This window comes from Pedobacter folensis (assembly GCF_056490665.1).
Map to the genome: position 1 here is coordinate 287759 of NZ_JBWJIF010000002.1, position 23395 is coordinate 311153.

General features: G+C 39.1%; 21 protein-coding genes. 14 read left to right on the top strand and 7 right to left on the bottom strand.

Annotated elements, in window-relative coordinates:
- The first annotated feature begins 11 nt into the window (after positions 1-11).
- The 4 genes from AC04QZ_RS09815 to AC04QZ_RS09830 all read left to right on the top strand — a co-directional run bounded on the left by AC04QZ_RS09815 (position 12) and on the right by AC04QZ_RS09830 (position 3095).
- Entirely contained in the window at positions 12-854 is an 843-nt protein-coding gene (locus AC04QZ_RS09815; RefSeq protein ID WP_478357627.1) for a glucosaminidase domain-containing protein, read from the top strand.
- Positions 855-902: 48 nt separating this feature from the next.
- Positions 903-1655 carry a hypothetical protein gene (locus AC04QZ_RS09820; protein WP_086548332.1) on the top strand — a complete coding sequence of 251 codons (753 nt, stop codon included), beginning with the start codon at positions 903-905 and terminating at the stop codon, positions 1653-1655.
- Positions 1652-1975 (top strand): hypothetical protein, encoded by a 324-nt coding sequence (locus AC04QZ_RS09825; RefSeq protein WP_086548333.1) that lies wholly within the window; start codon positions 1652-1654, stop codon positions 1973-1975. Before AC04QZ_RS09820 ends, AC04QZ_RS09825 begins: the two co-directional genes overlap by 4 nt.
- 94 nt (positions 1976-2069) lie before the next feature.
- On the top strand, positions 2070-3095 hold the full coding sequence (locus tag AC04QZ_RS09830) for a DUF3078 domain-containing protein (RefSeq protein ID WP_478357628.1): 1026 nt from the start codon (positions 2070-2072) through the stop codon (positions 3093-3095).
- A 2-nt stretch (positions 3096-3097) separates the two neighbouring features.
- Here AC04QZ_RS09830 and AC04QZ_RS09835 read toward each other — a convergent pair whose 3' ends face one another.
- Positions 3098-3829, bottom strand: a complete 732-nt coding sequence (locus tag AC04QZ_RS09835; RefSeq protein WP_478357629.1) for an SIP domain-containing protein — start codon at positions 3827-3829, stop codon at positions 3098-3100.
- 97 nt (positions 3830-3926) lie between these two features.
- Between AC04QZ_RS09835 and AC04QZ_RS09840 the strand changes: the two genes are divergently transcribed.
- On the top strand, positions 3927-4916 hold the full coding sequence (locus AC04QZ_RS09840; protein ID WP_478357630.1) for a helix-turn-helix transcriptional regulator: 990 nt from the start codon (positions 3927-3929) through the stop codon (positions 4914-4916).
- A 65-nt stretch (positions 4917-4981) separates the two neighbouring features.
- Here AC04QZ_RS09840 and AC04QZ_RS09845 read toward each other — a convergent pair whose 3' ends face one another.
- A complete protein-coding gene (locus AC04QZ_RS09845; RefSeq protein ID WP_478357631.1) occupies positions 4982-7405 on the bottom strand; it encodes a DUF5916 domain-containing protein in 2424 nt (807 codons plus the stop codon).
- Positions 7406-7597: 192 nt separating this feature from the next.
- Between AC04QZ_RS09845 and ffh the strand changes: the two genes are divergently transcribed.
- From ffh to AC04QZ_RS09865, 4 genes are all read left to right on the top strand, one after another.
- A complete protein-coding gene (gene ffh, locus AC04QZ_RS09850) occupies positions 7598-8935 on the top strand; it encodes a signal recognition particle protein (RefSeq protein WP_086548338.1) in 1338 nt (445 codons plus the stop codon).
- Positions 8936-9348: 413 nt separating this feature from the next.
- On the top strand, positions 9349-10887 hold the full coding sequence (locus tag AC04QZ_RS09855; RefSeq protein ID WP_478357632.1) for a YifB family Mg chelatase-like AAA ATPase: 1539 nt from the start codon (positions 9349-9351) through the stop codon (positions 10885-10887).
- Positions 10888-10965: 78 nt separating this feature from the next.
- The gene (locus AC04QZ_RS09860) at positions 10966-11988 is read left to right on the top strand and encodes a hypothetical protein (protein WP_086548416.1); all 1023 of its coding nucleotides are present in this window, start codon (positions 10966-10968) and stop codon (positions 11986-11988) included.
- 473 nt (positions 11989-12461) lie between these two features.
- A complete protein-coding gene (locus AC04QZ_RS09865) occupies positions 12462-12836 on the top strand; it encodes a hypothetical protein (RefSeq protein ID WP_086548417.1) in 375 nt (124 codons plus the stop codon).
- A 52-nt stretch (positions 12837-12888) separates the two neighbouring features.
- Here AC04QZ_RS09865 and AC04QZ_RS09870 read toward each other — a convergent pair whose 3' ends face one another.
- The gene (locus tag AC04QZ_RS09870; protein ID WP_086548418.1) at positions 12889-13143 is read right to left on the bottom strand and encodes a hypothetical protein; all 255 of its coding nucleotides are present in this window, start codon (positions 13141-13143) and stop codon (positions 12889-12891) included.
- Between the two features lie 195 nt (positions 13144-13338).
- Here AC04QZ_RS09870 and AC04QZ_RS09875 point away from each other — a divergent pair, with 195 nt between their 5' ends.
- Positions 13339-14721 (top strand): MBL fold metallo-hydrolase RNA specificity domain-containing protein, encoded by a 1383-nt coding sequence (locus AC04QZ_RS09875; protein WP_086548419.1) that lies wholly within the window; start codon positions 13339-13341, stop codon positions 14719-14721.
- A 176-nt stretch (positions 14722-14897) separates the two neighbouring features.
- Here AC04QZ_RS09875 and AC04QZ_RS09880 read toward each other — a convergent pair whose 3' ends face one another.
- Positions 14898-16145, bottom strand: coding sequence for a glutamate-5-semialdehyde dehydrogenase (locus AC04QZ_RS09880; protein ID WP_478357634.1), 1248 nt, complete (start codon positions 16143-16145; stop codon positions 14898-14900).
- Positions 16146-16193: 48 nt separating this feature from the next.
- A complete protein-coding gene (gene proB, locus AC04QZ_RS09885; RefSeq protein ID WP_478357635.1) occupies positions 16194-17273 on the bottom strand; it encodes a glutamate 5-kinase in 1080 nt (359 codons plus the stop codon).
- 272 nt (positions 17274-17545) lie between these two features.
- On the opposite strand from proB, the gene AC04QZ_RS09890 reads away from it, so the two are divergent.
- The 4 genes from AC04QZ_RS09890 (at position 17546) to def (ending at position 22238) form a co-directional block, all read left to right on the top strand.
- A complete protein-coding gene (locus AC04QZ_RS09890) occupies positions 17546-19696 on the top strand; it encodes a S9 family peptidase (protein WP_478357636.1) in 2151 nt (716 codons plus the stop codon).
- A gap of 121 nt (positions 19697-19817) precedes the next feature.
- Entirely contained in the window at positions 19818-20270 is a 453-nt protein-coding gene (locus AC04QZ_RS09895; RefSeq protein WP_478357637.1) for a hypothetical protein, read from the top strand.
- 26 nt (positions 20271-20296) lie between these two features.
- On the top strand, positions 20297-21529 hold the full coding sequence (locus AC04QZ_RS09900) for a M16 family metallopeptidase (RefSeq protein WP_478357638.1): 1233 nt from the start codon (positions 20297-20299) through the stop codon (positions 21527-21529).
- A gap of 148 nt (positions 21530-21677) precedes the next feature.
- Positions 21678-22238 (top strand): peptide deformylase, encoded by a 561-nt coding sequence (gene def, locus AC04QZ_RS09905; protein WP_086548425.1) that lies wholly within the window; start codon positions 21678-21680, stop codon positions 22236-22238.
- A gap of 208 nt (positions 22239-22446) precedes the next feature.
- On the opposite strand, the gene AC04QZ_RS09910 is transcribed toward def, so the two are convergent.
- Together AC04QZ_RS09910 and AC04QZ_RS09915 are read right to left on the bottom strand one after the other, a co-directional pair.
- The gene (locus AC04QZ_RS09910) at positions 22447-23082 is read right to left on the bottom strand and encodes a peptidase associated/transthyretin-like domain-containing protein (protein ID WP_086548426.1); all 636 of its coding nucleotides are present in this window, start codon (positions 23080-23082) and stop codon (positions 22447-22449) included.
- Between the two features lie 53 nt (positions 23083-23135).
- Positions 23136-23381, bottom strand: a complete 246-nt coding sequence (locus AC04QZ_RS09915; RefSeq protein ID WP_025141622.1) for a NifU family protein — start codon at positions 23379-23381, stop codon at positions 23136-23138.
- Between the last annotated feature and the right edge of the window lie 14 nt (positions 23382-23395).

Consider the following 23395-nt stretch of genomic DNA (forward strand, 5'->3'; position numbering starts at 1 on the left):
TATACCCACCAATGCGTTCATCCATTCAGTACTTCCTTGTTGTAGCAGCCCTCCTTTTTTTTAATTCTTGCGGTTCGCGGAAATTCTCTAAAAACAACAAGCAGATAGAAAAAGCAGCCAACAAAGCCAATAACAATTCGTACAAAAGCTACAATACCTTAAGTTATATTGATGAGTTTAAAGGCGTAGCGGTTGAGGAAATGAATGCAAACGGTATCCCCGCAAGTATTACGCTAGCACAGGGAATTTTAGAATCGGGCAGTGGAAACAGCGATTTGGCTAAGTACGCAAACAACCACTTCGGCATTAAATGTACCTCAGACTGGAAAGGGAAAAACTATTTCCGCGATGATGACCAGAAAAACGACTGTTTTAGGGTGTATAAAGATGCCCGCGAATCTTTCAGGGATCATTCTGAATTTTTAAAACGCAAACGTTACAGTTTTCTTTTCCAGTTAGATAAGAATGATTATAAAAGTTGGGCACAGGGATTAAAAACAGCGGGTTATGCAACCAATCCGAAATATCCAGATCTGTTAATCAACACCATCGAAAAATACCAGCTTTACCAATACGATCAATCGGAAAACGAAAAGCAAAAGATTGCCCGTGAGGATCGTGTCTTTGCAGAAATCAACCAGAATATCCCTCAGGAAAAGGCAAAGTTTACACCAGTTGAAACGCCACCAGCAGGCGCCAAACCCATTCTTGCCGATGGCACTTATACCGTTGTTAAAGGAGATACACTCTACAATATTGCAAAACGTTTTAATTTAACGGTCGATCAGTTAAAAATGCTGAACGAAATGAGTACCGATGCCATCAAACTGGGCCAGATACTTAAGGTTAAATAATGTTAAGTACAAACATAGCCTGCCAGATATTTGTAGTTTTGTAGCTTAATGAAATTTTTTATTCCCTTTATATTTGTTTTCAGCTTCTCTACGCTGCTTCATGCACAGAATAAACCTGTGCAGGGAATTGTTATTGATAAAGAAACCAAGCAGCGTTTGGCCAAGGTTTACATCTATAACCTCCGTACAGGCGATGGTTTATATAACAATACAAAAGGCGAATTTAGCACCTTTGCGCTGCCTGGCGATACGCTGGTTGCCGCTTTATCGGGCTATGGGGTAGATACAATTGTTTTTAAAGGCCAAACCGCTGCGTACTTTCAACTCAGATCGCTGGGCATCAGACTGCGTGACGTCGTTATTCAGCAAAAAAGATTGAGCCCGCAGCAGCAATACGAAAAAAACGTTCAGGAATATCGTTACCAAACCATGAAAGGAAGCAGTAAAGATTTATTGAATTTAGGTAATGGGGGTGTTGGGTTAGGTATCGATGCCATCTACAATCTGTTAAGCAAACAAGGAAGAAACGCCCGTCATCTTCAAAAAATCCTCGAAAAAGATTATCGTGAAGATCTGATCGATTATCGTTTCAGCGCCAGTCTGGTTAGCCAGGTATTAGGCATAAAAGATGCTGAACTGACTGATTTTATGCAGCAGTATCGTCCTACTTATCAATTTGTATTGGATGCAACCGATTATTCCTTTAATCTTTTTATCCGGAATGCCTATAAAAGCTACAGGTTAAATCCTAAAGCCTTACAATTGCCAAAATTGCCGGCAATAACCATCGATAAGTTGTGAAAGCGCCCATTCTGATCGTTAAAAAACTCCCGGCAGCAGGTATGGCCATCTTTCCATTCATCCTGTTAAAATCATCAGGGCTTAAAAACGATCCAACAATCATTAACCACGAAAAAATCCACTTACGCCAGCAATTAGAATTGCTTATTTTTCCTTTTTATCTCTTATACCTAATTAACTACCTGGTTAATCTGATTAAATACCAAAACCACGATTTAGCCTACCGCAACATCGTTTTTGAACAGGAAGCCTATGCGCACGAAAGCGAGCTAAACTATCTAAAAAAGGGGAATTGGTACGGCTGGCTTAAAAAGATCTGAAACAACAGTTTTTGCCTCTAATTCAATTGTCAATCTGACAATCATTTTGTTAAATGCTTTTTATCTCTAAATTTTTTCTTTTTCTTTGTAGGTAATGAAGAACTGTTTAGCTGCCATAATCCTGATTCTAAGTTTCTGCTCTACAAAATTATATGCACAGGAAATTGATACTATTCCGATCAATACAAAAGACCTGAATATAAAGTTAAAGCGTAGTCCTTTGCCAAGCAGACAAGGGCCATTAAACTTTGAGCCCGTAAAAATTAAACCTTTGGTGGTAAACGCCAAGATTAATTACTGGAAAACAAGAACCAACATCGGCATTAATGTTAACCAGGCCCAATTCAGTAACAACTGGAAAGGTGGGGGTACCAACTCTGTGGCCGTTGGCGGATTGTTAAACTGGAAAGCAGAATACAATAAAAACAGCTATAGTTACATCAGTGAGCTGGTTTTACAATATGGTAAAATCAAAAACAAAGATCAGCTGCAAAAGAAAACGAACGACCGTATTTTTTGGGATAATAAAGCTTCTTTTCAACTCTCTAAAAGCTGGTTCTTTTTCGGATCGTTAAGTTTCGAATCCCAATTTGATAATGGTTATTCTTACAGCATGACAAACGGCCAAGAAACCGCTACGCTAATTTCAAAATTTATGGGTCCGGGTTATTTAACAGAATCTATCGGTTTTGAGTACAAACCTGTTAAATATTTTTCTACCCGTATCGGTACGGGTACCGCACGCCAAACTTTTGTTTTAGACGAAAAGCTTTTTCTTGATCCGATTGATAATACCAAGCCGCCAAAGGCTAGTGTTTATGGCGTAGAGTATGGCAAAAAAGTGCGTAATGAGCTTGCTTTTCAGATTGTAAGTGCATTTGATAAGGATATATTTACCAACACAAACCTTAAAGCACGTTATCAGATGTTTATTCCCTATAAAGATTTTAAGACAAGTAAAATCGACCACAGGTTAGACATTGCTTTAACTGCAAAAATCAACCGTTTTATGAACACCAGTTTAACAGGTGTTCTATTATTTGATGACGATACCGGCACAAACAAAATACAGGCGAACCAAACTTTAGCATTGGGTTTTGGCTTTACCTTTCCCAGATAGGTTTAGCCGCCACCAACCTTACCGATTTCCCAATATGGCATCGTAATAATTTGCCTGAAGCTTACGCCCCTTTGCTTTAGGTACTTTTTAAAAGACTGTATCGATTTTGCCCTTCCGGTTAAGTAAAAAGTAGCATTTTGCCACATTTCCCAGCAGATCGGATGCATGTTTTCCATCCAGTTGATGGCATTTTTAGCCGGAGTATTGGGGTCAGAAGGCACCACATCGATCAACAAATTGAGCTGTTCAGCAGCGCAAAGGTTTTCTTCCTGTAGCTCTAAAATTCCAAAATATTCCACATCCTCATCCACCACTTTTTTCCCTAGCGATTCATATAAACCCAGGCTGGTTTCATCACCAAAAAAGAAATGCTGGTTCGATTCATCCACGTATTTAACTCTTGCACGGTCTAGAATAAGCTTTAAAGAATCTCCTTTTTGAATATTCACAGCGAGGCTGTGTCCCGGTCCTTGCCTGTTTAAATAAAAGATAACTTCGCAGGTTTCTTCCGTTTGATTAAAGGCAGATAGGGTATAATGGCGGTACTCATTGGCATTAACCCTAAACAGTACTTCCATGCCAGGAATAAACTTGGCATCAAAAAAATTGCCTTTAAAGGTAACACACTTTAGGTTGCTGCTTAACATTTTAGTTTCTACAACTTCTACCTGATATATTTTATTGCTGATCACTTTTTCCATTGTATTGGCCAGCCATGATGGTAATTTTGGCATCGTATTCTTTTTGTTTAGTAACTTTGAACAAAAGTAATTGTCTAACAAACGCATCTTTTTATATCAAAGGGATTAAAGTTTATATCAAAAGGATTTTATGGCTTTAAACATTTATGATGGTGATGATAAGTATTATATTGTTGGAAGCAAATTCGACAATATCGAACTTAATCAGGCACTGGTCACCGAAAGAAGAGACAAGTACAGCTTTCCCTTTGGCGATGCAGAAATCGTGCAGATATCTTTTTCCGGCATTTACATTGTTTACGGCGATATGCTGGTGAAGCAGAACCGTTTGCGTATTAAAGCTTTCGACGAGCCCGAATTGGTAGAATTACATTTTTCGCTTATAGGTGGTGGAATAATGGAAAATTACCTCACCAATAAGCGGCTCGATATTAAGGCAAACCAGCATAATATTATCTACAGCCCGGATTTTGATGGGATGGCAGAATTCCCCACCAATGGCCCGCATAAGTTTTTCGAAGTAAATTTTGAAAGGAGCCGCTTTATTGATCTAACCAGCGAAAGCAGCACTTTGTTAAAAAATTTCGCCGAAAAAATCATGAATAACCATTCAGTAGAGCTTTCATCAGAAAATCTACCCATCAGTCTGGCGATGCACAGTTGCATAAATGATATTATGAACTGTCATTTTACAGGAGGCTTAAAACTCTTGTTCCTGCAATCTAAATGCCTCGAACTTTTGGCATTGCAAGCCCAGGCTTTTGAGCTCGCAGCAAAAAAAACCGACAGCTCTGCCATTAAATCAGCTTACGATAAAGACCGCATTTATTATGCCCGCGAATATTTGTTGGCCAATGCCAACCATCCGCCGTCTTTAACCGAGCTGGCAAAAACAGCAGGAATAAACGAGTTTAAATTAAAACAAGGCTTTAAAGAGGTTTTCCAGAACACTGTTTTTGGTTATTTAAGCGATTATAAATTGATGCGGGCCAAAGAGCTCCTGGCCGATAACACAAAAAACATTAAGCACATTTCTGATGAGTTGGGCTATTCTTCGGTACAACATTTCAGCAGTGCCTTTAGTAAAAAATTCGGCATCAGTCCCGGAAAAGCACGTTAGTTTAGCGTTGAGGATTTGGAGTTGAGTAGCCTTGGGTTTAAACCCAAGGCTAGAACCGACCAAACTTAATCGTTTTTCCGCTTTTTCTTTAAATCGAGATAATCAATATAATATAACACCTTTACCGAAAGGCTGTTGTTCTGAGGCGCATTTAAAATCCCGCTTAGGTTTTTATCGTAACGCTGTGTGTAAAAGGTATCGTAAGTTTCGGCTGCATCCTTGTACGAAACAGAAAGGGTACTCCCTGGTGCGAACTGCCAGGTATAAATTAAATCAATATTAAACACATTATAGTTCCTATCCATTCCGGTTAATGGTGCCCCTTGATATGCTGTTAAGTTGCCATCAGGTTTAAGCAAATAAAATTCTTTATTTCTTCTATCACTCCAATAATGTCTTAGTACCACCGTTAGTCCCATTAAGTTGGTAAAAGTGTATTTAGCATCAAATGAGTTTTCTACCGTTCTGCGGTCGTATTTAGAGAAAATAGCTTGATCTCCCTGTGCAGTTACCCAGTTTACATAGTTGTAATTCGGATTGAAATTCAGGTCTAGTCCAAAAGCAATCTTATCATTTAACCTCAGATTCTGGAAAAAGTAAAAGTTATATTGTTTGCCACCGAAAAGCTGTTGCTCAAAATAGCGAACATTTCCGCCAAAATTATAGGCCTTGGCACGGTTGGGGTTTATATACAGGCTAATGCCGTAGTTTTCAGGTGCACGGTATAGCTGTCCGTTTCTTGCCTCATAAAAGTCGTTACTTTTTCTATCCCAGCTTAAGTCTAACTCTGCCGACCATTGATTTTTAAACTGAACCCAATATCCTGCATTTGTTCCGATTTTTTGATAAGCACTCGGTATTGCCCTCCGGGAATAGGTCAGATTAAGCCAGCTTTCAAATTGATTATACCATTTGCTTGGCTTGTATACGTTATAACCAATGCCTATCCGCTGATCTAAAAAGTTGTTATTGGTAAAGAAACCCATATCTGATGGGTCAAATTTATCATCAGCATATACCTGATTGTAGCTCCAGGTAAAATTGCCACTCTGTTTCCCAAACCGTAAGGTATAACTATAACCCGTACTCGATTCTTCGCCCCGTAAGTAGCTCATTTTACCACCACCGTTTACGAAATATTTATTGCCTTTATTATTTAAATTGAAAAGCAAGGCACTTACATTGGCATCATAAGCAGCACCCTGCCTCAGCACGTTTGTATTGATAAAAGTAGCCGAACTGTTGTTTTTTAACGACTGATCGAAAACCAGAATATTATAATTGGTAAGTGGTTGCGTTTCTACCATACGAAGGTTACCCTGCGCATCTTCTACCTCGGTTTCCATGCGATTGGTAATGGCATTAAAAATACCAATGCCCAGGCCTTTAGCTGTGCGTCCGGAAATTTTTGTGGCATTTAACACCTTGGCCTCCGTTTGATCTTTTACAATTTTATCACTGCTGCCCACCCCGCTATAATTATAATAAGAAGGTATGGAACCAATCCGCTTGGAATAAAACAGGTCGCCTTTATTAAACAGTTCTGTCCCTTCGGTAAAAAACTGTCGGTTTTCATTAAATTTCACTTCAAAAGGCGTGAGGTTTAATATCCGGTTATCCGATTGTACCTGCCCAAAATCGGGCACCAAAGTCATATCGAGCGTAAAACTGTTGTTGATTCCATATTTAACATCCATGCCGCCGTTAAACCTTGAGGTTGTATTTTTTACGCCGGGCAAATTAACCGGATAATGGTTTACATAGGCCGAGATATACGGCGAAAAGGATAATCTTAACGGCGGTTTAACATCTTTTATGCCCACCCACAAGCCTTCCTGATTGATAAAGCCGTTTACCTTAGGATCTACAAAATTCCAAAAGGTTTGAAGGTTTTTCCGCTGCACCCTGCGGCTAAAATTCAAACCCCAGTTCTGAATATCCTTGCTGGAAAAACGCAGTGCCGAATAAGGAATCTTCATTTCACAAGTCCAGCCTTTATCGTCAATTTTAACTGCACTTTCCCATACTGCATTCCAGTTTGAATCTTCATCACCAACCTGCGAGTATTTGGCATCGAACTGAACACCCGCAGCGGTAACGAAAAAGCCATTTCCGTTCATCTTATCATAAAAGGGGTCGACAATAATCGAAATGAAATCGGCATTGCCAATATTATCCCTCGAAACCAGTTCGTGCGAAACACTGTCTGGATGATCGTACATCCGGGCATAAACATAAATCGCCACATCATCGTAAAGCACCTTCATTTCGGTGCGCCGATCGGGAGTTTCTATTTTTCCAGGATTTGGTCTGATCTGAATAAAATCTGTTGCTATGGGAACATTATTCCAGCACTCATCATCTAAAATACCATCAATTTTGGGGCTTAGAGAGGTTCTTTTTGCTGCTAACTGGCGCTGTTTTGAAATATCCTGTGCTTGAGAAAAAGCACAAATAAATATAAAAAAAAGGAGGATGCAGCGTTTCATTCGTTTAGGTTAGTTAGGTATAAGACCGTGCCTTTAGCAAAATGTTGCATCAAAAGAAAAATTTAATATTCATGTTCCTAAAGTTTTGACTTTGAGTTGCTAAGATTTACAAGCAAAATTTGATACATTTGCCTTTTATTAAAAACAAGTAGCTTTTTGCCTTTCGGCATGAAGCCTTTAGCTTAAAAAAAGATGTTTGATAATTTACAGGACAAGCTAGACAGAGCATTTAAAGTACTAAAAGGACAAGGCAGCATTACGGAAATCAACGTGGCAGAAACCATGAAAGAAATCCGCAAAGCATTATTAGATGCCGATGTTAACTATAAAACAGCGAAAGCATTTACCGATGATGTAAGGCAAAAAGCTTTGGGGCAAAACGTGCTTACTGCCGTTTCTCCAGGTCAATTGCTTACCAAAATAATGAACGATGAACTTGCAGCCTTAATGGGTGGCGAAGTTACAGAGTTAGATACTAAAGCAAATCCTACCATTATTTTAATTGCAGGTTTAAACGGTGCGGGTAAAACTACTTTCGCAGGTAAACTGGCTTTGCATTTAAAAGGCAAGGGTAAAAAACCTTTATTGGTTGCAGGCGATATGTACCGCCCGGCGGCTGTAGATCAATTGGAGGTTTTAGGAACTTCAGTTGGTGTTTCAGTTTACGCTAACCGTGCATCAAACGATCCAGTAGGTATTGCTTTAGAAGGTATTGCACACGGTAAACAAAATGGAAATAACGTCATCATTATTGATACCGCGGGTCGTTTAGCGATCGACGAATCTTTAATGAACGAAATATCGGAAGTTAAGGCTAAAACGCAGCCACACGAGATTTTATTCGTGGTGGATTCGATGACTGGTCAGGATGCAGTAAATACCGCCAAAGTATTTAACGACAGGCTTGATTTTACAGGTGTGGTTTTAACCAAATTAGATGGTGATACCCGCGGTGGTGCAGCACTTTCGATTAAATCGGTGGTAAACAAGCCAATTAAATTTATCGGTACCGGCGAGAAAATGGAAGCACTTGATGTTTTCTATCCAGACCGTATGGCATCGCGAATTTTGGGTATGGGTGATGTGGTTTCACTTGTGGAACGTGCACAAATGCAGTTCGATGAGAAAGAGGCAGCAGAACTTCAGAAGAAAATCCGTAAAAATAAATTTGATTTCAACGACTTCTACAACCAGATTCAGCAGATCAAGAAAATGGGTAACATGAAAGATCTGATGGGCATGATACCAGGTGTAGGTAAAATGATGAAGAATGTAGATATCCAGGACGATGCTTTTAAATCAATCGAAGCGATTATCAATTCGATGACCCCATTTGAAAAAGAAAACCCGGATGCGATTCAACAAAGCCGCCGCTTACGTATTGCGAAAGGTTCGGGCAGTAAAGTAGAAGAAGTAACCAAGCTGATTAAACAGTTTGAAGATATGCGTAAAATGATGAAGCAGTTTTCGAACCCGGCAGCAGCTGCAGCCATGATGAAAGGTATGCCTAAAATGCCATTCGGCAGATAGTAGAGAGCTTTGAGGCAGAAGGTTTAGGGCGTAAGGTACAGTAGTTGCGTCATGCTGTCCCGAACCTTCGGGATCAGCATCTTTTAAAATAATACAAATCCTGATCAGTAATGATTGGGATTTTTTTTTAAAAGGTTTTTGGAAATGAGCGTGCTGTATTTCATTGGAGAGCACCGCTCTGCTTTCGCTATCCCGACAGAAAGTCGGGACCGTCCAATCAGGTTTAATTAACAAAGTTTGCTGCAAGTGAGACAAAAGTATTATTCGCTCTAACTATCATTGTCTTTGGTTTCAGCCAAACATATAAGTTATAACACCTAAACATTGCTTTTATTTAAACAATTACTATCTTAGTACAAATCAATATTCATTCCCGAATAATTTACATCCCGCTTTATTTTAATTAAAAATTAATGCTTGTAAAAACATACGGGAGTGCTGTTTATGGGGTAAATGCACTGACCATAACAATCGAAGTGAATATTAGCTCGGGGACCAAATACTATATGGTCGGCTTGCCCGATAATGCCGTAAAAGAAAGTTTGCAAAGGGTGGCTAGTGCCATCAAGGTTTCAGGTTATCACATGCCCAGGCAGAAAATTGTGGTCAATCTGGCACCTGCCGACATCAAAAAAGAAGGCTCATCTTACGACCTTCCCATTGCCATTGGCATTTTAGCCGCTTCAGGGCAAATTCCTGCCGAAGAACTGGAAGATTATTTTATTATGGGTGAACTTTCTTTAGATGGAAGTATACAGCCCATAAAAGGAGCTTTACCGATTGCGATACAAGCACAACAGGAAGGTTTTAAAGGATTTATCTTACCCAGGCAAAACGTTCGCGAAGCAGCCATTGTAAACGATTTGGTTGCCTATGGGGTAGAAAACCTTGCTCAAGTGATTGCTTTTTTTAATAAAACTGAAACATTGGAACAGGTTAAAGTAAACACCAAAGAAGAATTTTTAAAAAATATCAATAATTACGAGCACGATTTTGCCGATGTCAAAGGCCAGGAAAATATAAAAAGAGCCTTAGAAATTGCTGCTGCAGGTGGACACAACGTGATATTGATTGGTCCGCCGGGGGCAGGCAAAACCATGCTGGCCAAGCGCCTGCCCACCATTTTACCCCCCTTAAATTTAAATGAGGCTTTAGAAACCACAAAAATCCACTCCGTAGCCGGAAAGCTCTCAGCAGCGGATGCTTTAATGACCATCCGTCCCTACCGTTCCCCACACCACACCATTAGCGATGTAGCCCTGGTAGGTGGCGGAATAAACCCGCAGCCTGGTGAAATATCGCTGGCCCACAATGGTGTGCTTTTTTTAGATGAACTACCTGAGTTTAAGCGTACCGTTTTAGAGGTGATGCGTCAACCTTTAGAAGACCGTAAAGTGGCCATCGCAAGGGCAAGGTTTTCGGTAGAATATCCAGCCAGCTTTATGTTGGTGGCCTCGATGAATCCCTGTCCTTGCGGCTTTTATAATCACCCGGAGAAAGATTGTGTTTGCGCACCTGGCGTGGTACAGAAATACCTGAGTAAAATATCCGGACCACTTTTAGACCGCATTGATCTTCATGTAGAAGTTACCCCTGTTGATTTTACAGAACTAGCCTCTTCACAGGAAGCAGAAAAAAGCAACCTCATTAGAGAACGAGTAATTAAAGCCCGTGAAATTCAGGATAAACGTTTTGCAGATAAAAAGGAGCTACACTGCAACGCGCAGATGAATCCTAAAATGGTTCGGAAAGTATGTGAGATAAGTGAAGCAGGCACCGGCCTTTTAAAAACAGCTATGGAAAGATTAGGATTATCTGCACGTGCTTACGATCGGATTTTAAAAGTAGCACGTACCATTGCCGATTTAGCAGGTAGCGAAAATATAGCGCTCGAACATTTAGCCGAATCGATTAATTACAGGAGCCTGGATAGAGAGGGTTGGGCAGGGTAACGTATTGTGCTCCTACAGCATGAATAAAACACAATAAGCTGATTTTTAAGAATTTACAAACAATCTAAATAAATTAACATGTCAGAAACAGAAAACAAACAGCAGTTAATCAAGCCTCAAATTAAACACGAGCAACATTGGATATTGAGGTTTATCAAAACTTGGATAGTGCTGGCACTATTACTCATTATGGCAGGATTATTCCTTAACCATATTTACGAAATGTCGCACGAAATATATTACTTATTTGGCTGCCACTTCCTGATTATTTTAGGCGAAGCCATTTTTGTAATGTTCACCTTACACTTACTTGTCGAAAAAAGAAATCATGATTACAGTTACTCCCTCTTACAAGAACAGTCTCAAAATTTTAATACAGAATTTAACAATTTAATAATTGGCTTTAAACAGGAAACAAAAGAAACACTCGAAGATTTAAAGGTTAATGGAATTTTTGCTGCTATTTTGAGAGAGAAATTACCCCATCAAATTGTAGAAAAGATGTTAAGCAGCAAATTCCTGAATGCCGCAATCCTCCGCGAAAACTTAAAACTTACTTTCGATTATTTAAGGATCGAAGGAGACAATATCATTTTTAACCAACGTATGGATTTTGACATTAGGTATATTTCAGGATCAAAATCACATTATGACTATGATTTGTATTTAAAACTGAGTAAAACCCCGGTTGCCGATTATAAATTTGAAGAGGCTGGGCATCGATCAGGTGATGACTGGGATAAGCTATATCACCTTGAAGGCGCTGAAAATGGAGGGATTAAGAAAGAACAAAATGATGTTTATAAAATGACTACCAACGTACCAATTGCCAAAAACGAAAAAAATAGTTTTTATCAAATATTAGAAGCAACCTATAATATCGGCGGAGAAGGTACCGTTGACAACTATTTCTCAAACTTACACACCATCAACATGAGTATTGAGATTAATAATTTCCCCAAAGAATATTCGTTTATTGTATATCCCACATTTCCAAGGGCAAACTTTAACCCTAAAATAACTGGCACGAAAATTTCTTATGAGTTAATTGAATTTCTGGTGCCAGGGCAAGGCTTTAGCTTCAGTATTTCAAAAAAATAATAAAATGTATATATTCGTATATTAAATAAAAGAATCATGCCGATTGAAAATTAATTAATTTGGAAAACAGCGTTAAAATTATCACAAAAGCAGTTTTTATGATTAAAACCTGTGAAAAGGGATATTCTTGAGAAGGGTATCCCTTTTTCTTTTTTACCAGCACCAAAGAAAACATGTCCTCTTATTGAATAAAGAAACTGCGGTGCAAAAATCATTTCCATAGTTAGGGGTAAATTGAACCCGGCTCCTGTAAACTAAACAGTTTTTTACTCCTTCCGGTTGTTTTTTATCCTCATAGCCAGGACGAGACCACCCTGCCAAACTACAACATAAGACACTTAATACCAGCGAATTAAAATTTAAAAAATAAATCAAATCCCTTCATTTTCACCATGCTCTGGCCACCTTTGGCACAGTCGTTGTCATAGCACTGTTACATTTATTACCTATTTAAAATTAAAAAAGTGAAAGAGATGAAAAAGACAGTTCAAATTTTTAGCATGCTATTAATAGCATTAACCGTGATGGTATCGTGTAAAAAAGATACCGATCCTGCAGATCGAGATTTCTTTGTGGGCACTTACAATGGAACCGTTTCTTACCGCAGTGGCGAAACTACGATTAACAGTACCGATGGTAAAGTAACGGTAAGCAAAGTTGGCGAAACGTATAACTTTTACTTTGGCAACAACATTCCTGACATTACAGGTGTAAAGTTTGAAAAAACAGGCGACAACAGTTACGTAAGTATTGGCTCGGGTTTAACCGGTATCAGTATTGACGCCAGCACCCTTAAAATTTTGGTTTCAAAAGATGGAAAAACCTGGACGGCAAATTGCACGAGGTAAACCATTTAAAAAAACAGAAGGCCCGATTTTAACAATCGGGCCTTTTTTATGTTTATAATTCTTCTTCCTCATCGTCCTCTTCTTCGGGGACATACTTTTCAATGGCCTGCCCAATGGCATTTACTTCTTCATCTTCCTCAAAAATCGGAAGTTCGGTTTTATAGTCCATTTTCAACCAGATGGATGAAGTATCTTTTTGAATCTGGATGTATTCTTTTCCATCTTTAAAAATGGTATATGAATCATTTCCCTCCGGAAAAACTGAATAATTAACTGGCCCTATTTCTATATCAAAAGGTTCTTGCATGGCGAATATTTTTCTTCAAAGATAAAAAATCTTTTCTTTGGATAATTGCAGTCAACCTGAGCTTCCTGATGAAAACCAATATCCGTAATGCAATGCCCTTGAATATTCTATAATTAAAAAATTACGCCTGATTGTTTAAAAATCCCATCATTTATATTACTTTACGGCTATAGAATTTACTGTACAGATAAGAAGATGAAGTTAACGTTTTGGGGAGCAGCACAACAGGTAACAGGAAGTATGCACCTGCTCGAAGTTGGACATTATAAAATACTGATAGATTGTGGATTAGATTATGAGAAAGAAACCTACCAGGAAGAAAATCAACAATTCCCATTCGATCCGGCAAGCATTAACCTCGTCATTTTAACCCATGCCCATATCGATCACTCTGGAAATTTACCTACGCTGGTTCGATTGGGTTTCGACGGCCAGGTACTTTGTACACCCCCAACTGCCGACCTTACTTCGATACTATTATTCGATTCTGTTGAACTTTTCTTAAGGAAAGCTGGCCGAAAACCCAGAACTAAACGTGGCAACTTTAGCGGGCCAAAACCTTTGTACCTGCACAAACACGTGATGGATACAATAGACCGTTTTGTAACTATTGCCTTTAACAAGCCCTTCAAAATCAATGGCGATATCAGTCTAACATTTGTGCCGGTTGGCCATTTGCTTGGTGCTGCTGCTGCTATTTTAACCGTAAATGATAATGGCCTGGAGAAGAAAATTGCTTTTACAGGTGATATCGGAAGAGAGAACTATCCGGTTTTGGTTAACCCAGAGCCCTTGCCAGAGGTTGATTATCTGATTAGCGAAGCAACTTATGGCGGGAGAATGCACACCAAAGATCAAACGTTAGAAGAAAGGTTGGTTCAGGAAATTACCGAAGCCTGTATTAAAAGTCCTGGTCGATTGATTATTCCAGCATTTAGTATTGGCCGTACGCAATCGCTGGTATTTGCACTGAATCAGATTTTCACCAAAAAGCTATTACCACCCATACAGATTTTTGTAGATAGCCCAATGGCTATTCAAGCTACAGAGGTTTACCGGAAACACCACAACCTGGTTAATCAGGAGGCGAAGGATTTTTACCAAACTATGGGCGATGAGTTCGAATTTGAGCACCTGGCTTACGTTCAAACCATGAAAGAAAGTAAAGATGTTTCCAATTATTTCGATCCCTGCATTATTATTTCTTCTGCGGGTATGTTAGAAGGCGGACGGATTCAGGATCACCTCTATTACAACATCCAGAACTACTACTGTACCATTCTTTTTATCGGCTATTGTGCTAAGGGAACACTTGGATATAAGTTATTGAGCGGAGCGCCAATTGTGCGCATTAAAGACCGCGAAATGATGGTTTACGCAACAATACGCCAAACCGATCTGCTTAGTGGCCATGGCGACCACAACGACTTAGTGAAAACCATTAAACAAACGGGGCAGCCCAAAAAGGTTTTTTTGGTTCATGGTGAAGATAAAAGCTTGCAGAGCCTGTCGGCAGCTTTACAGGAAGAGGGTTTTAATGTAGAAGTGCCTGAAAGAGGGGCGGTTTTTGAGTTGTAGGCTCAATTGTTCATTGGTGATGATGGTTTTTCTTGACAGTTTATGGTCTTGTGGTTCATCGTTGATCGCCATCACGGCTAATAAACCATCAAAAAAACAGATCTTCACTGCAACCAGAATAACAAGGCTTGTATGAACCCAAACATCTCACATCCGCACTCTTACATTTTCCATCATTAACCCCTTACTTGTCCGTCACCTCTTACCACCCATTTGTAACTGGTTAATTCTTCTAATCCCATCGGACCGCGGGCATGAAGTTTTTGCGTACTAATGCCAATTTCGGCACCAAGGCCAAACTGTGCACCATCTGTAAATCCGGTAGAGGCATTGGCATACACGGCGGCGGCATCTACTTTATTTAAAAATTGAGCAATATTATCGGCATCTTCAGAAATAATGGCTTCGCTATGTTTAGAGCTATAATCGGCAATGTGGTTTAAAGCTTCAGTTAAATCAGCTACGATTTTAACTGCTAATTTTAAAGATAAAAACTCTGTACCAAAGTGTTCTGGTGAAGCCTGATTTAACAGTTGCGCAGGGTAAGAAACCTTTAGTGCTTCATAACTTTTTTCATCAGCATACAGTTCTACATTTCCATCGGCCAAAGGTGATAAAAGCGCAGGCAAATCAGTAAGCCGGTTTTGATTAATCAGCACACAATCTAAAGAATTGCATACACTTACTCTTCTGGTCTTCGCATTAAAAATAATCGCTTTGCCTTTCTCTAAATCACCAGTTTCATCAAAATAAGTATGCACAATTCCGGCTCCGGTTTCAATAACAGGGATTTTACTGTTTTCGCGTACGTAATTAATTAAAGATTGGCTTCCTCGCGGAATTAAAACATCAACAAAACCTCTTGCATTTAATAAAGCTTCGGTTGCTGCGCGTTCTGCAGGTAAAAGCGTTAAAATATCAGCATTGATTCCGTTTTTATCCAACACCCCATGAATTACTTTCGCAATGGCTAAATTTGAAAACTCCGCATCACTGCCGCCTTTGAGCACAGCAACATTTCCGGTTTTAAAACAAAGCGAGAATACATCGGCCGTAACATTTGGACGGGCTTCGTAAATTACTCCAACCACACCTAACGGTACACTTACTTTTTGTATATGAAGCTGGTTCTCCAGCGTTTTATCCGAAATAATTTTACCCAATGGACTTCTTAAGCCGGCAACATTTTTAAGGTCTTTTGCAATATCAGCTATACGTTCTCTACTTAGCTTTAATCTGTCGTATTTGGGGTCTTCGATAGGCATTTTAGCTAAATCCTTACCGTTTTCAGCAAGAATTAATTCAGTATTGGCCACTAAAGCAGCAGCCAGCGCTATTAAAATAGCATCTGTTGTTTCTTTGCTCAGGCTAATTAAGGTACGACTAGCCTGTTGTGCTTTTTCGAAGTATTGTTTATAATCCATTGGTTTATTTAAGATCCTGAAACAAGTTCAGGATGACGTATGATTTTATTAAATAGCCGAGTAAAAATAATCGTAATGTACCAGCGCTTTTTGTTTCTTCTGACCGATTCTTTCTCTGGCTTTATCCGATCCATATTCAGCGATTCCCAGTCCGATCAGGTTGTTTTTTTCATCAACAATTTTAATAATATCGCCTTTTAAAAAGTCTGTCTGAATTTCGATAATCCCAACCGGCAGTAAGCTAGTTGCTTTGCCGGAGGTTAATACTGTTTTTGCGCCATCATTTAATTTCACAACGCCCGTTGCAGCAGTTTCAGAATGGGCAATCCATTTTTTCTTGCCAGATTTGCTTTTTTCGGGCACAAAGCGTGTATGCACCAATTCGTTATTTAACAAAGAAGTCAGCACATTGTCTTTCGTCCCATTGGTAATATGAACCGTGATGCCCAGTTTAGCCACTTTTTGTGCCATAGTCGATTTGGTGATCATTCCGCCACGGCCAAATTGTGATTTACCGGTTTGGATAAAAGAAGCTAGGTTAGCAACCGAACCATTAATTTCTTCAATAACCGCTGATCCTTCCACTTTGGGATCACCATTGTAGATGCCGTTTACGTTCGATAGGATAATCAAAGCGTCGGCATTTAACATCGAAGCAATTAATCCGGCCAATTCATCGTTATCAGTAAACATCAGCTCGGTAACCGAAACCACATCATTCTCATTTACCACAGGAATTACCTCGTTCTGAAGCAAAATCTGCAGACAGTTTTTCATGTTTAAATAATGTGCCCGGTCACGGAAATCTTCTTTGGTAACCAAAACCTGTGCACATTGTATCGCATGTGCTGCAAAAAAATTAGCGTAGGTATTAATCAGTTTTACCTGACCAATGGCCGCCAGTAGTTGTCGGGTAGTTACGGCATCTTGTTTTTCGGAAACTTTGATCAAACTTCTGCCCGATGCCACTGCTCCGGAAGAAACCAAAATAACCTCAATCCCCTGCTTTTTAATGTCCGCAAGTTGATTTACAAGGTGTTTAATCCTTCCTTCATCAGGCAAACCATTCGCTTGCGTAATTACATTCGAACCAACTTTAACAACTATTTTTTTGTACCCTAATTTCATTATTATTTTCAAACGATTTGATGTGGCAATTTACCATCAATTTTTCTAATTCAGATCATTATCTATAGGCATAATGGATTTTTACAAAAATGGTAATGGGTTTGGCGTATGGCGTGAAGCGTTTGGGGTGGGCGTTTGGCATCAATTAACCGATTTAAACGATTAACCCTTTCCGCACTAATGAACCAATGACAAATGAACCACCGAACTAATGCCTAATGAACTATTGAACTAAATGATTAAATTGCATTCAACCTAAATTCAAACCGCCTATGAAACGTATCTTACCTGGCTTAATTGTACTTAGTGCAATTACGGCTTGTAATAACCCTCAAAAGAAAGAAATGAAAGCGATTAAGTGGCCCGATGCCAAAGCTCCGGTAGCAGAAATTATTCCGCACCAAAGAGTTATACACGGCGATACCGTAGTAGATAATTATTATTGGATGATCGATTATTTTAAAAAAGGTCCCGATAGTACAAAAGTTGTCAATTATCTAAAAGCCGAAAACACCTACCTGAACACAATGATGAAAAGTACGGATCAATTTCAGGCTGATCTGTTTAAAGAAATGAAAGGTAGGATTAAAGAAAAAGACGAATCTGTTCCTGTTTTCAAAAATGGCTATTTCTATTATACCAGAACTGAAGACGGACAACAATATTTTAAATATTGCCGTAAAAAAGGGAGTTTATCTGCCGCGGAGGAAATACTCTTGGATGTTGATAAACTGGCAAAAGGCCATGCCTATTACAGCGCAACCGGATTTAGTGTTAGTCCCGACAATAAACTTTTGGCCTTTGGCGTAGATCAGGTTTCCCGCCGTCAATACACCATTAATGTTAAAAATTTAGAAACCGGTGAAATCCTGAAAGATGCCATCACCAATACCGAAGGTGGGGTAGCATGGGCGAATGATAATAAAACGCTTTTCTATACCTCAAAAAATCCGGTTACCCTCTTAAGCGAAAAAATCAAAAAACACACGCTGGGTACCGATGCTAAAACAGATGTAGTGGTTTATGATGAAAAAGACAACAGCAACTATATCGGTGTGATGAAATCCAAAAATGGCCGTTTTATTTTCATCGCCTCACAAGGAACATTAACTACTGAATACAGAATGATTGATGCCGATCATCCGGAAGCAGCCTTTAAAGTATTTTCGCCCCGCTCAAAAGATGTTTTATATGATATTTTAACGGTAGATGATAAGTTTTACATCGCTACGAACTGGAATGCTAAAAATTTCCGCCTGATGCAGTGCCCGCTGGATAAAACAGGAAAAGAAAACTGGAAAGAAGTTATTCCTAACCGAAAGGATGTTTTACTCGAATATGGAGAAGAATTTAAAGATCATTTGGTGTTATCAGAGCGTAAAAACGGCTTAACCGAACTGCGTGTACTGAAAAAAGATGGCAGCGATTATTATATTAAGTTCGATGAACCTGTTTATGCGGCTGGCGTTGGTGCGAACCCCGAGTACAACAGTAAAACATTACGTTATTCCTATACCTCTCTAACTACGCCAAATTCGGTTTACGATTACGATCTGGAGAAAAAGGATAAAAAGCTAATGAAACAGCAGGAAGTTGTTGGCGGCTACGATCCAAAAGATTACGCAACTGAACGTGTTTTCGCTACGGCAAAAGATGGCACAAAAATACCGATTGCCTTGGTTTATAAAAAAGGCTTCAAAAAGAACAGCAATGCTCCATTACTCCTTTATGCCTACGGATCTTACGGATCGAGCACGGATGCAAATTTCTCTTCACCAAGGCTGAGTTTGTTAAACCGTGGCTTTGTTTTCGCAATTGCCAATATTCGTGGCGGACAAGAAATGGGGCGCCAGTGGTATGAAGATGGTAAACTGATGAAAAAGAAAAACACTTTCACCGATTTTATTTCGGCAGGGGAATACCTTGTTGATCAGAAATATACTTCAAAAGGCCATTTATATGCACACGGTGGTAGCGCCGGTGGTTTATTAATGGGTGCAGTAGCCAATATGGCGCCCGATTTATGGAATGGTATAATTGCCGATGTTCCTTTTGTAGATGTAATTAATACCATGTTGGATGAAAGCATTCCGCTAACAACCAATGAATTTGACGAATGGGGCAATCCGAAACAAAAAGCAGCTTACGATTATATGAAAAGCTACTCTCCTTATGAAAATGTAGAGAAAAAAGCTTACCCGAATATGCTGGTTACGACAGGCTTACACGATAGCCAGGTGCAATATTTCGAACCGGCCAAATGGGTAGCCAAATTAAGGGCCACAAAAACTGATAAAAATGTATTATTGCTAAAAACCAATATGGAATTTGGTCATGGCGGCGCATCTGGTCGTTTCGATTATTTAAAAGATGTATCGTTACGCTGGGCGTTTTTATTCTCGCTGGAAGGGATAACGAAATAATTTTTTAATAGATTCGTCATTCCCAACTTGATTGGGAATCTTAATGCAACCCGCATTAAGATTCCCGCCTGCGCGGGAATGACGATTATCTTTTAAAATTTAAATTAAGCTAAAATCCACAATGAACACCAAACTAAAAACACTACAAACTATTCATCTTGCTTTATGCGCAGGGGTTTTCCTCTTTGCATTGGTAACCATTTTTCTCAACCGCGAAATCATGTTTTTTGATGCGAACCCTAAAACCACTTCGCCTTTTAATCCGATATTTCCGATAATGGGATTGATTACGATCTCAGCGAGTATCTTTTTTTACAGAAATTTAATCGCCAAAATTGATAAAGCTGCGCCTGCCGACATAAAAATTAATATGTACCAAAGTGCATTTATCATTAGTTCGGCTTTACTGGAAGGAGGCGCACTTTTCAACATTGTTGGTTTTTTTATGACCCATAATTCATTCTTTTTAATATTTGGTGTCGCTAATTTTATTTTTTTGATACTCAAGAGGCCAACTAAGGATAAATTGATTTCCGCTTTACAATTGCAATACCCGGATACCGAGTCTTTGTAAGCAATTAGCCTTATCTTTGCCCCTCAATGGAATACAATGTTCACACTTTGCCAAACGGCATACGCTTATTGCATGTGCCCGCGGCCTCTGCCATATCTCACGCCTGCATCATCGTCAATACAGGATCGCGCGATGAACCTGAAAACAAAGCGGGTTTAGCACACTTTATTGAGCATTTGATTTTTAAGCGTACCGAAAAACGGAGCACCAACCAGATTTTAAATCGTTTGGAGAGTGTTGGGGCAGATTTAAATGCTTATACCACGAAAGAATATACCTGTGTGCATGCTTCTTTTTTAAATCCATATTTAGATAGAACATTAGATCTTTTCAACGATATCCTGTTTCACTCCACTTTCCCGGAAGAGGAAATGGATAAAGAAAAAAGTGTAATCCTGGATGAGATTTCTTCTTATTTAGATCAACCGGAAGAGGCCATAAATGACGATTTTGAAGATATGCTTTTTGCTGGCCATGCATTGGGCAACAATATTTTGGGTACAACCGAGTCCGTTCAGCATTTTACCAGAGCAGATGTCATCAATTTCAGGAAAGCCAATTACCGCACGACCGAAATTGTAGTAGCCGTTTTAGGCAATTACACCTTAAATAGTGTGGTAAACAAAGGGAGCAAACATTTTGCTGACGTTGAAGAGAATAATCCAAACAAAGAAAGGATTAAACCAGGCATAATTGCGCAAAGCAATACCACCATTTATAAGCCAATTACGCAGGCACACTGCATTTTAGGCACACAGGCTTATTCTACGCACCAATCGCAAAAGGTGCCTTTAATGCTGTTGAATAATTATTTCGGTGGCAACGGAATGAGCTCGGTACTAAATCTGCAGATCAGAGAGCGGTATGGAATTGCATATACCATCGAATCTAATTTTTCGCCATTAAGCGATACCGGCATTTTTTCGATTTATTTCGGCACCGATAAAGAAAAACAAGCTAAAGCACTCTCTTTAATCTTTAAAGAGATTAAAAAGCTCAGGGAACATCCATTAAATGAATTACAGCTACAAAAAGCCAAAAACAAATTTATTGGTCAGATTGCTTTGGGAGAAGAAAACAGGATTGGTTTAATCATTTCCATGGCCAAAAGCCTCATCGATCACAATAAAATCGATTCTCTGGAAACTGTTTTTGAGAAAATAAATGCCGTTACCACGAAGCAAATGGCTGAAGTTACCGATGAGATTTTAAATATTGAGCAACTGAATATCTTTACTTTCTGCCCAATAGAGGAATAATTCTTATTTTTGTAAAAATAATGCTTTTGCATTGCTTGACTTTTTCGTCATTGCGAGGCACGAAGCAATCCTACAACGATCGCTAGTTACTCTGGCGCATTAAGATTGCTTCATACCTCACAATGACGGACGACATAAATATAATATAATGAAATTACCAATAGTAGCTTACGGTGACCCTGTTTTAAAAAAGGTAGGAACCGATATTGATAAAGATTATCCTGAATTAAAACAATTAATCAGCGACATGTTCGACACCATGTATTATGCAAATGGTGTGGGCCTGGCTGCTCCTCAAGTTGGTTTACCTATCCGTTTGTTTATTGTAGACACAGGCGAAGACGAAGATGGCAAACCAGGTTATAAAAAAGTATTTATCAACGCAGAAATTTTGGAAGAAACAGGAGAGGCCTGGAGTTTTAACGAAGGCTGCTTAAGTATTCCAGATATCCGCGAAAACATTATGCGTAAGCCGAATGTGAAGATTACTTATTTTGATGAAAACTGGGTAGAACATACCGAGGATGTAGATGGAATGGCGGCACGCGTAATCCAGCACGAGTACGATCATATTGAAGGAAAATTATTTACCGATAAGGTAAGCGTGCTTCGTAAAACGATGCTTAAAAGTAAACTGGATGCGATTTCGAAAGGAAATATCAAAACAGATTACAAAATGAAGTTTCCAAATAAAAGCAAAAAAAGATAAGTTTTGATGTAAGATGTTAGGGGAAAATGGAAACGTTTTCCCTTTTTTTATTTGTGCAATTGACGCAGGCGTCATCCTGAAATGTTTCCCGACCTTTATAGCAGCATAGATCCTGAAATAAATTCAGGATGATAACTTAATAAATCATTGTAATGATTGAGTAAATCGGAGTCTTCTCCGCTCAAAACCCCGAACTCCAGACTCCCGACTAATTCGTCCGGCTTTTATCGCCATCAAAAATCTGTTGCATTAGTTTGCCCCAGGCGAAAGGATTAAGCAGTGGGTTGGTTTGCACCATATTCTTATTGATCATCCTATCGAAATTATACCGATAGTTTTGGCTGCCAATTTCCTGTCCATCGCGTGGTAAGGTTTGGATCAACCCATCAATTGATGAACGTGAAAGGTTCTTTTTGGCTATGGCCATATCATCATCCGCCAGTTTCATTGATAAAAACTCGCGGGTAAATTCTTCTGTTGTTGCCCATGGAAAAACACGCACCGAAGGTAAATCAATTACATTGGCTTTCAGTTTAACCATGATGGTGTACTTGCTGTCTGGTGTGCTTTCAGGAATTACCGTAGAAAACTTTTTGTAACCAATAGCGGTAAACAAAATGGTATCACCAGGCTTTACAATGAAGGTAAAATACCCTCTATAATCGGCACCAACCCTTTTACTCTTCGCAGAAAGGTTGGTGATGGTAACGTAAGGAATTACATTTGAGCTGTCGATATCGGTAATAATCCCAGAAAATTGGATGAGTTTATCCTGTGCCGGCTTTTGTTGTGCAAAAGCGGTAACAGAAAAAATAAGGCAAATTAGGGCAACACAATATCTCATTAAGACAAAAGTAATTTTATTAATAAAACTTCCTTGTTAAATAGTGTTAAAGCTTATTCTTGCTCGGCCATGTTAACGGCAACTACTGAAGTGATCTGAGGAACAGCTTTCATAATGGCTTGTTCGATACCAGATTTCATAGTCATGAAACTCATCGGGCAAGAACCGCAGTTGCCTAAAAGTTTAAGCTTTACTGTTCCTTCAGATGTAATTTCTTCAACAGAAACATCACCTCCATCAGCCTTTAAATACGGCCTAATAGTTTCTAATGCCTGTTCTACTTGTTCTGTTAAATTCATTATATATATTTTAA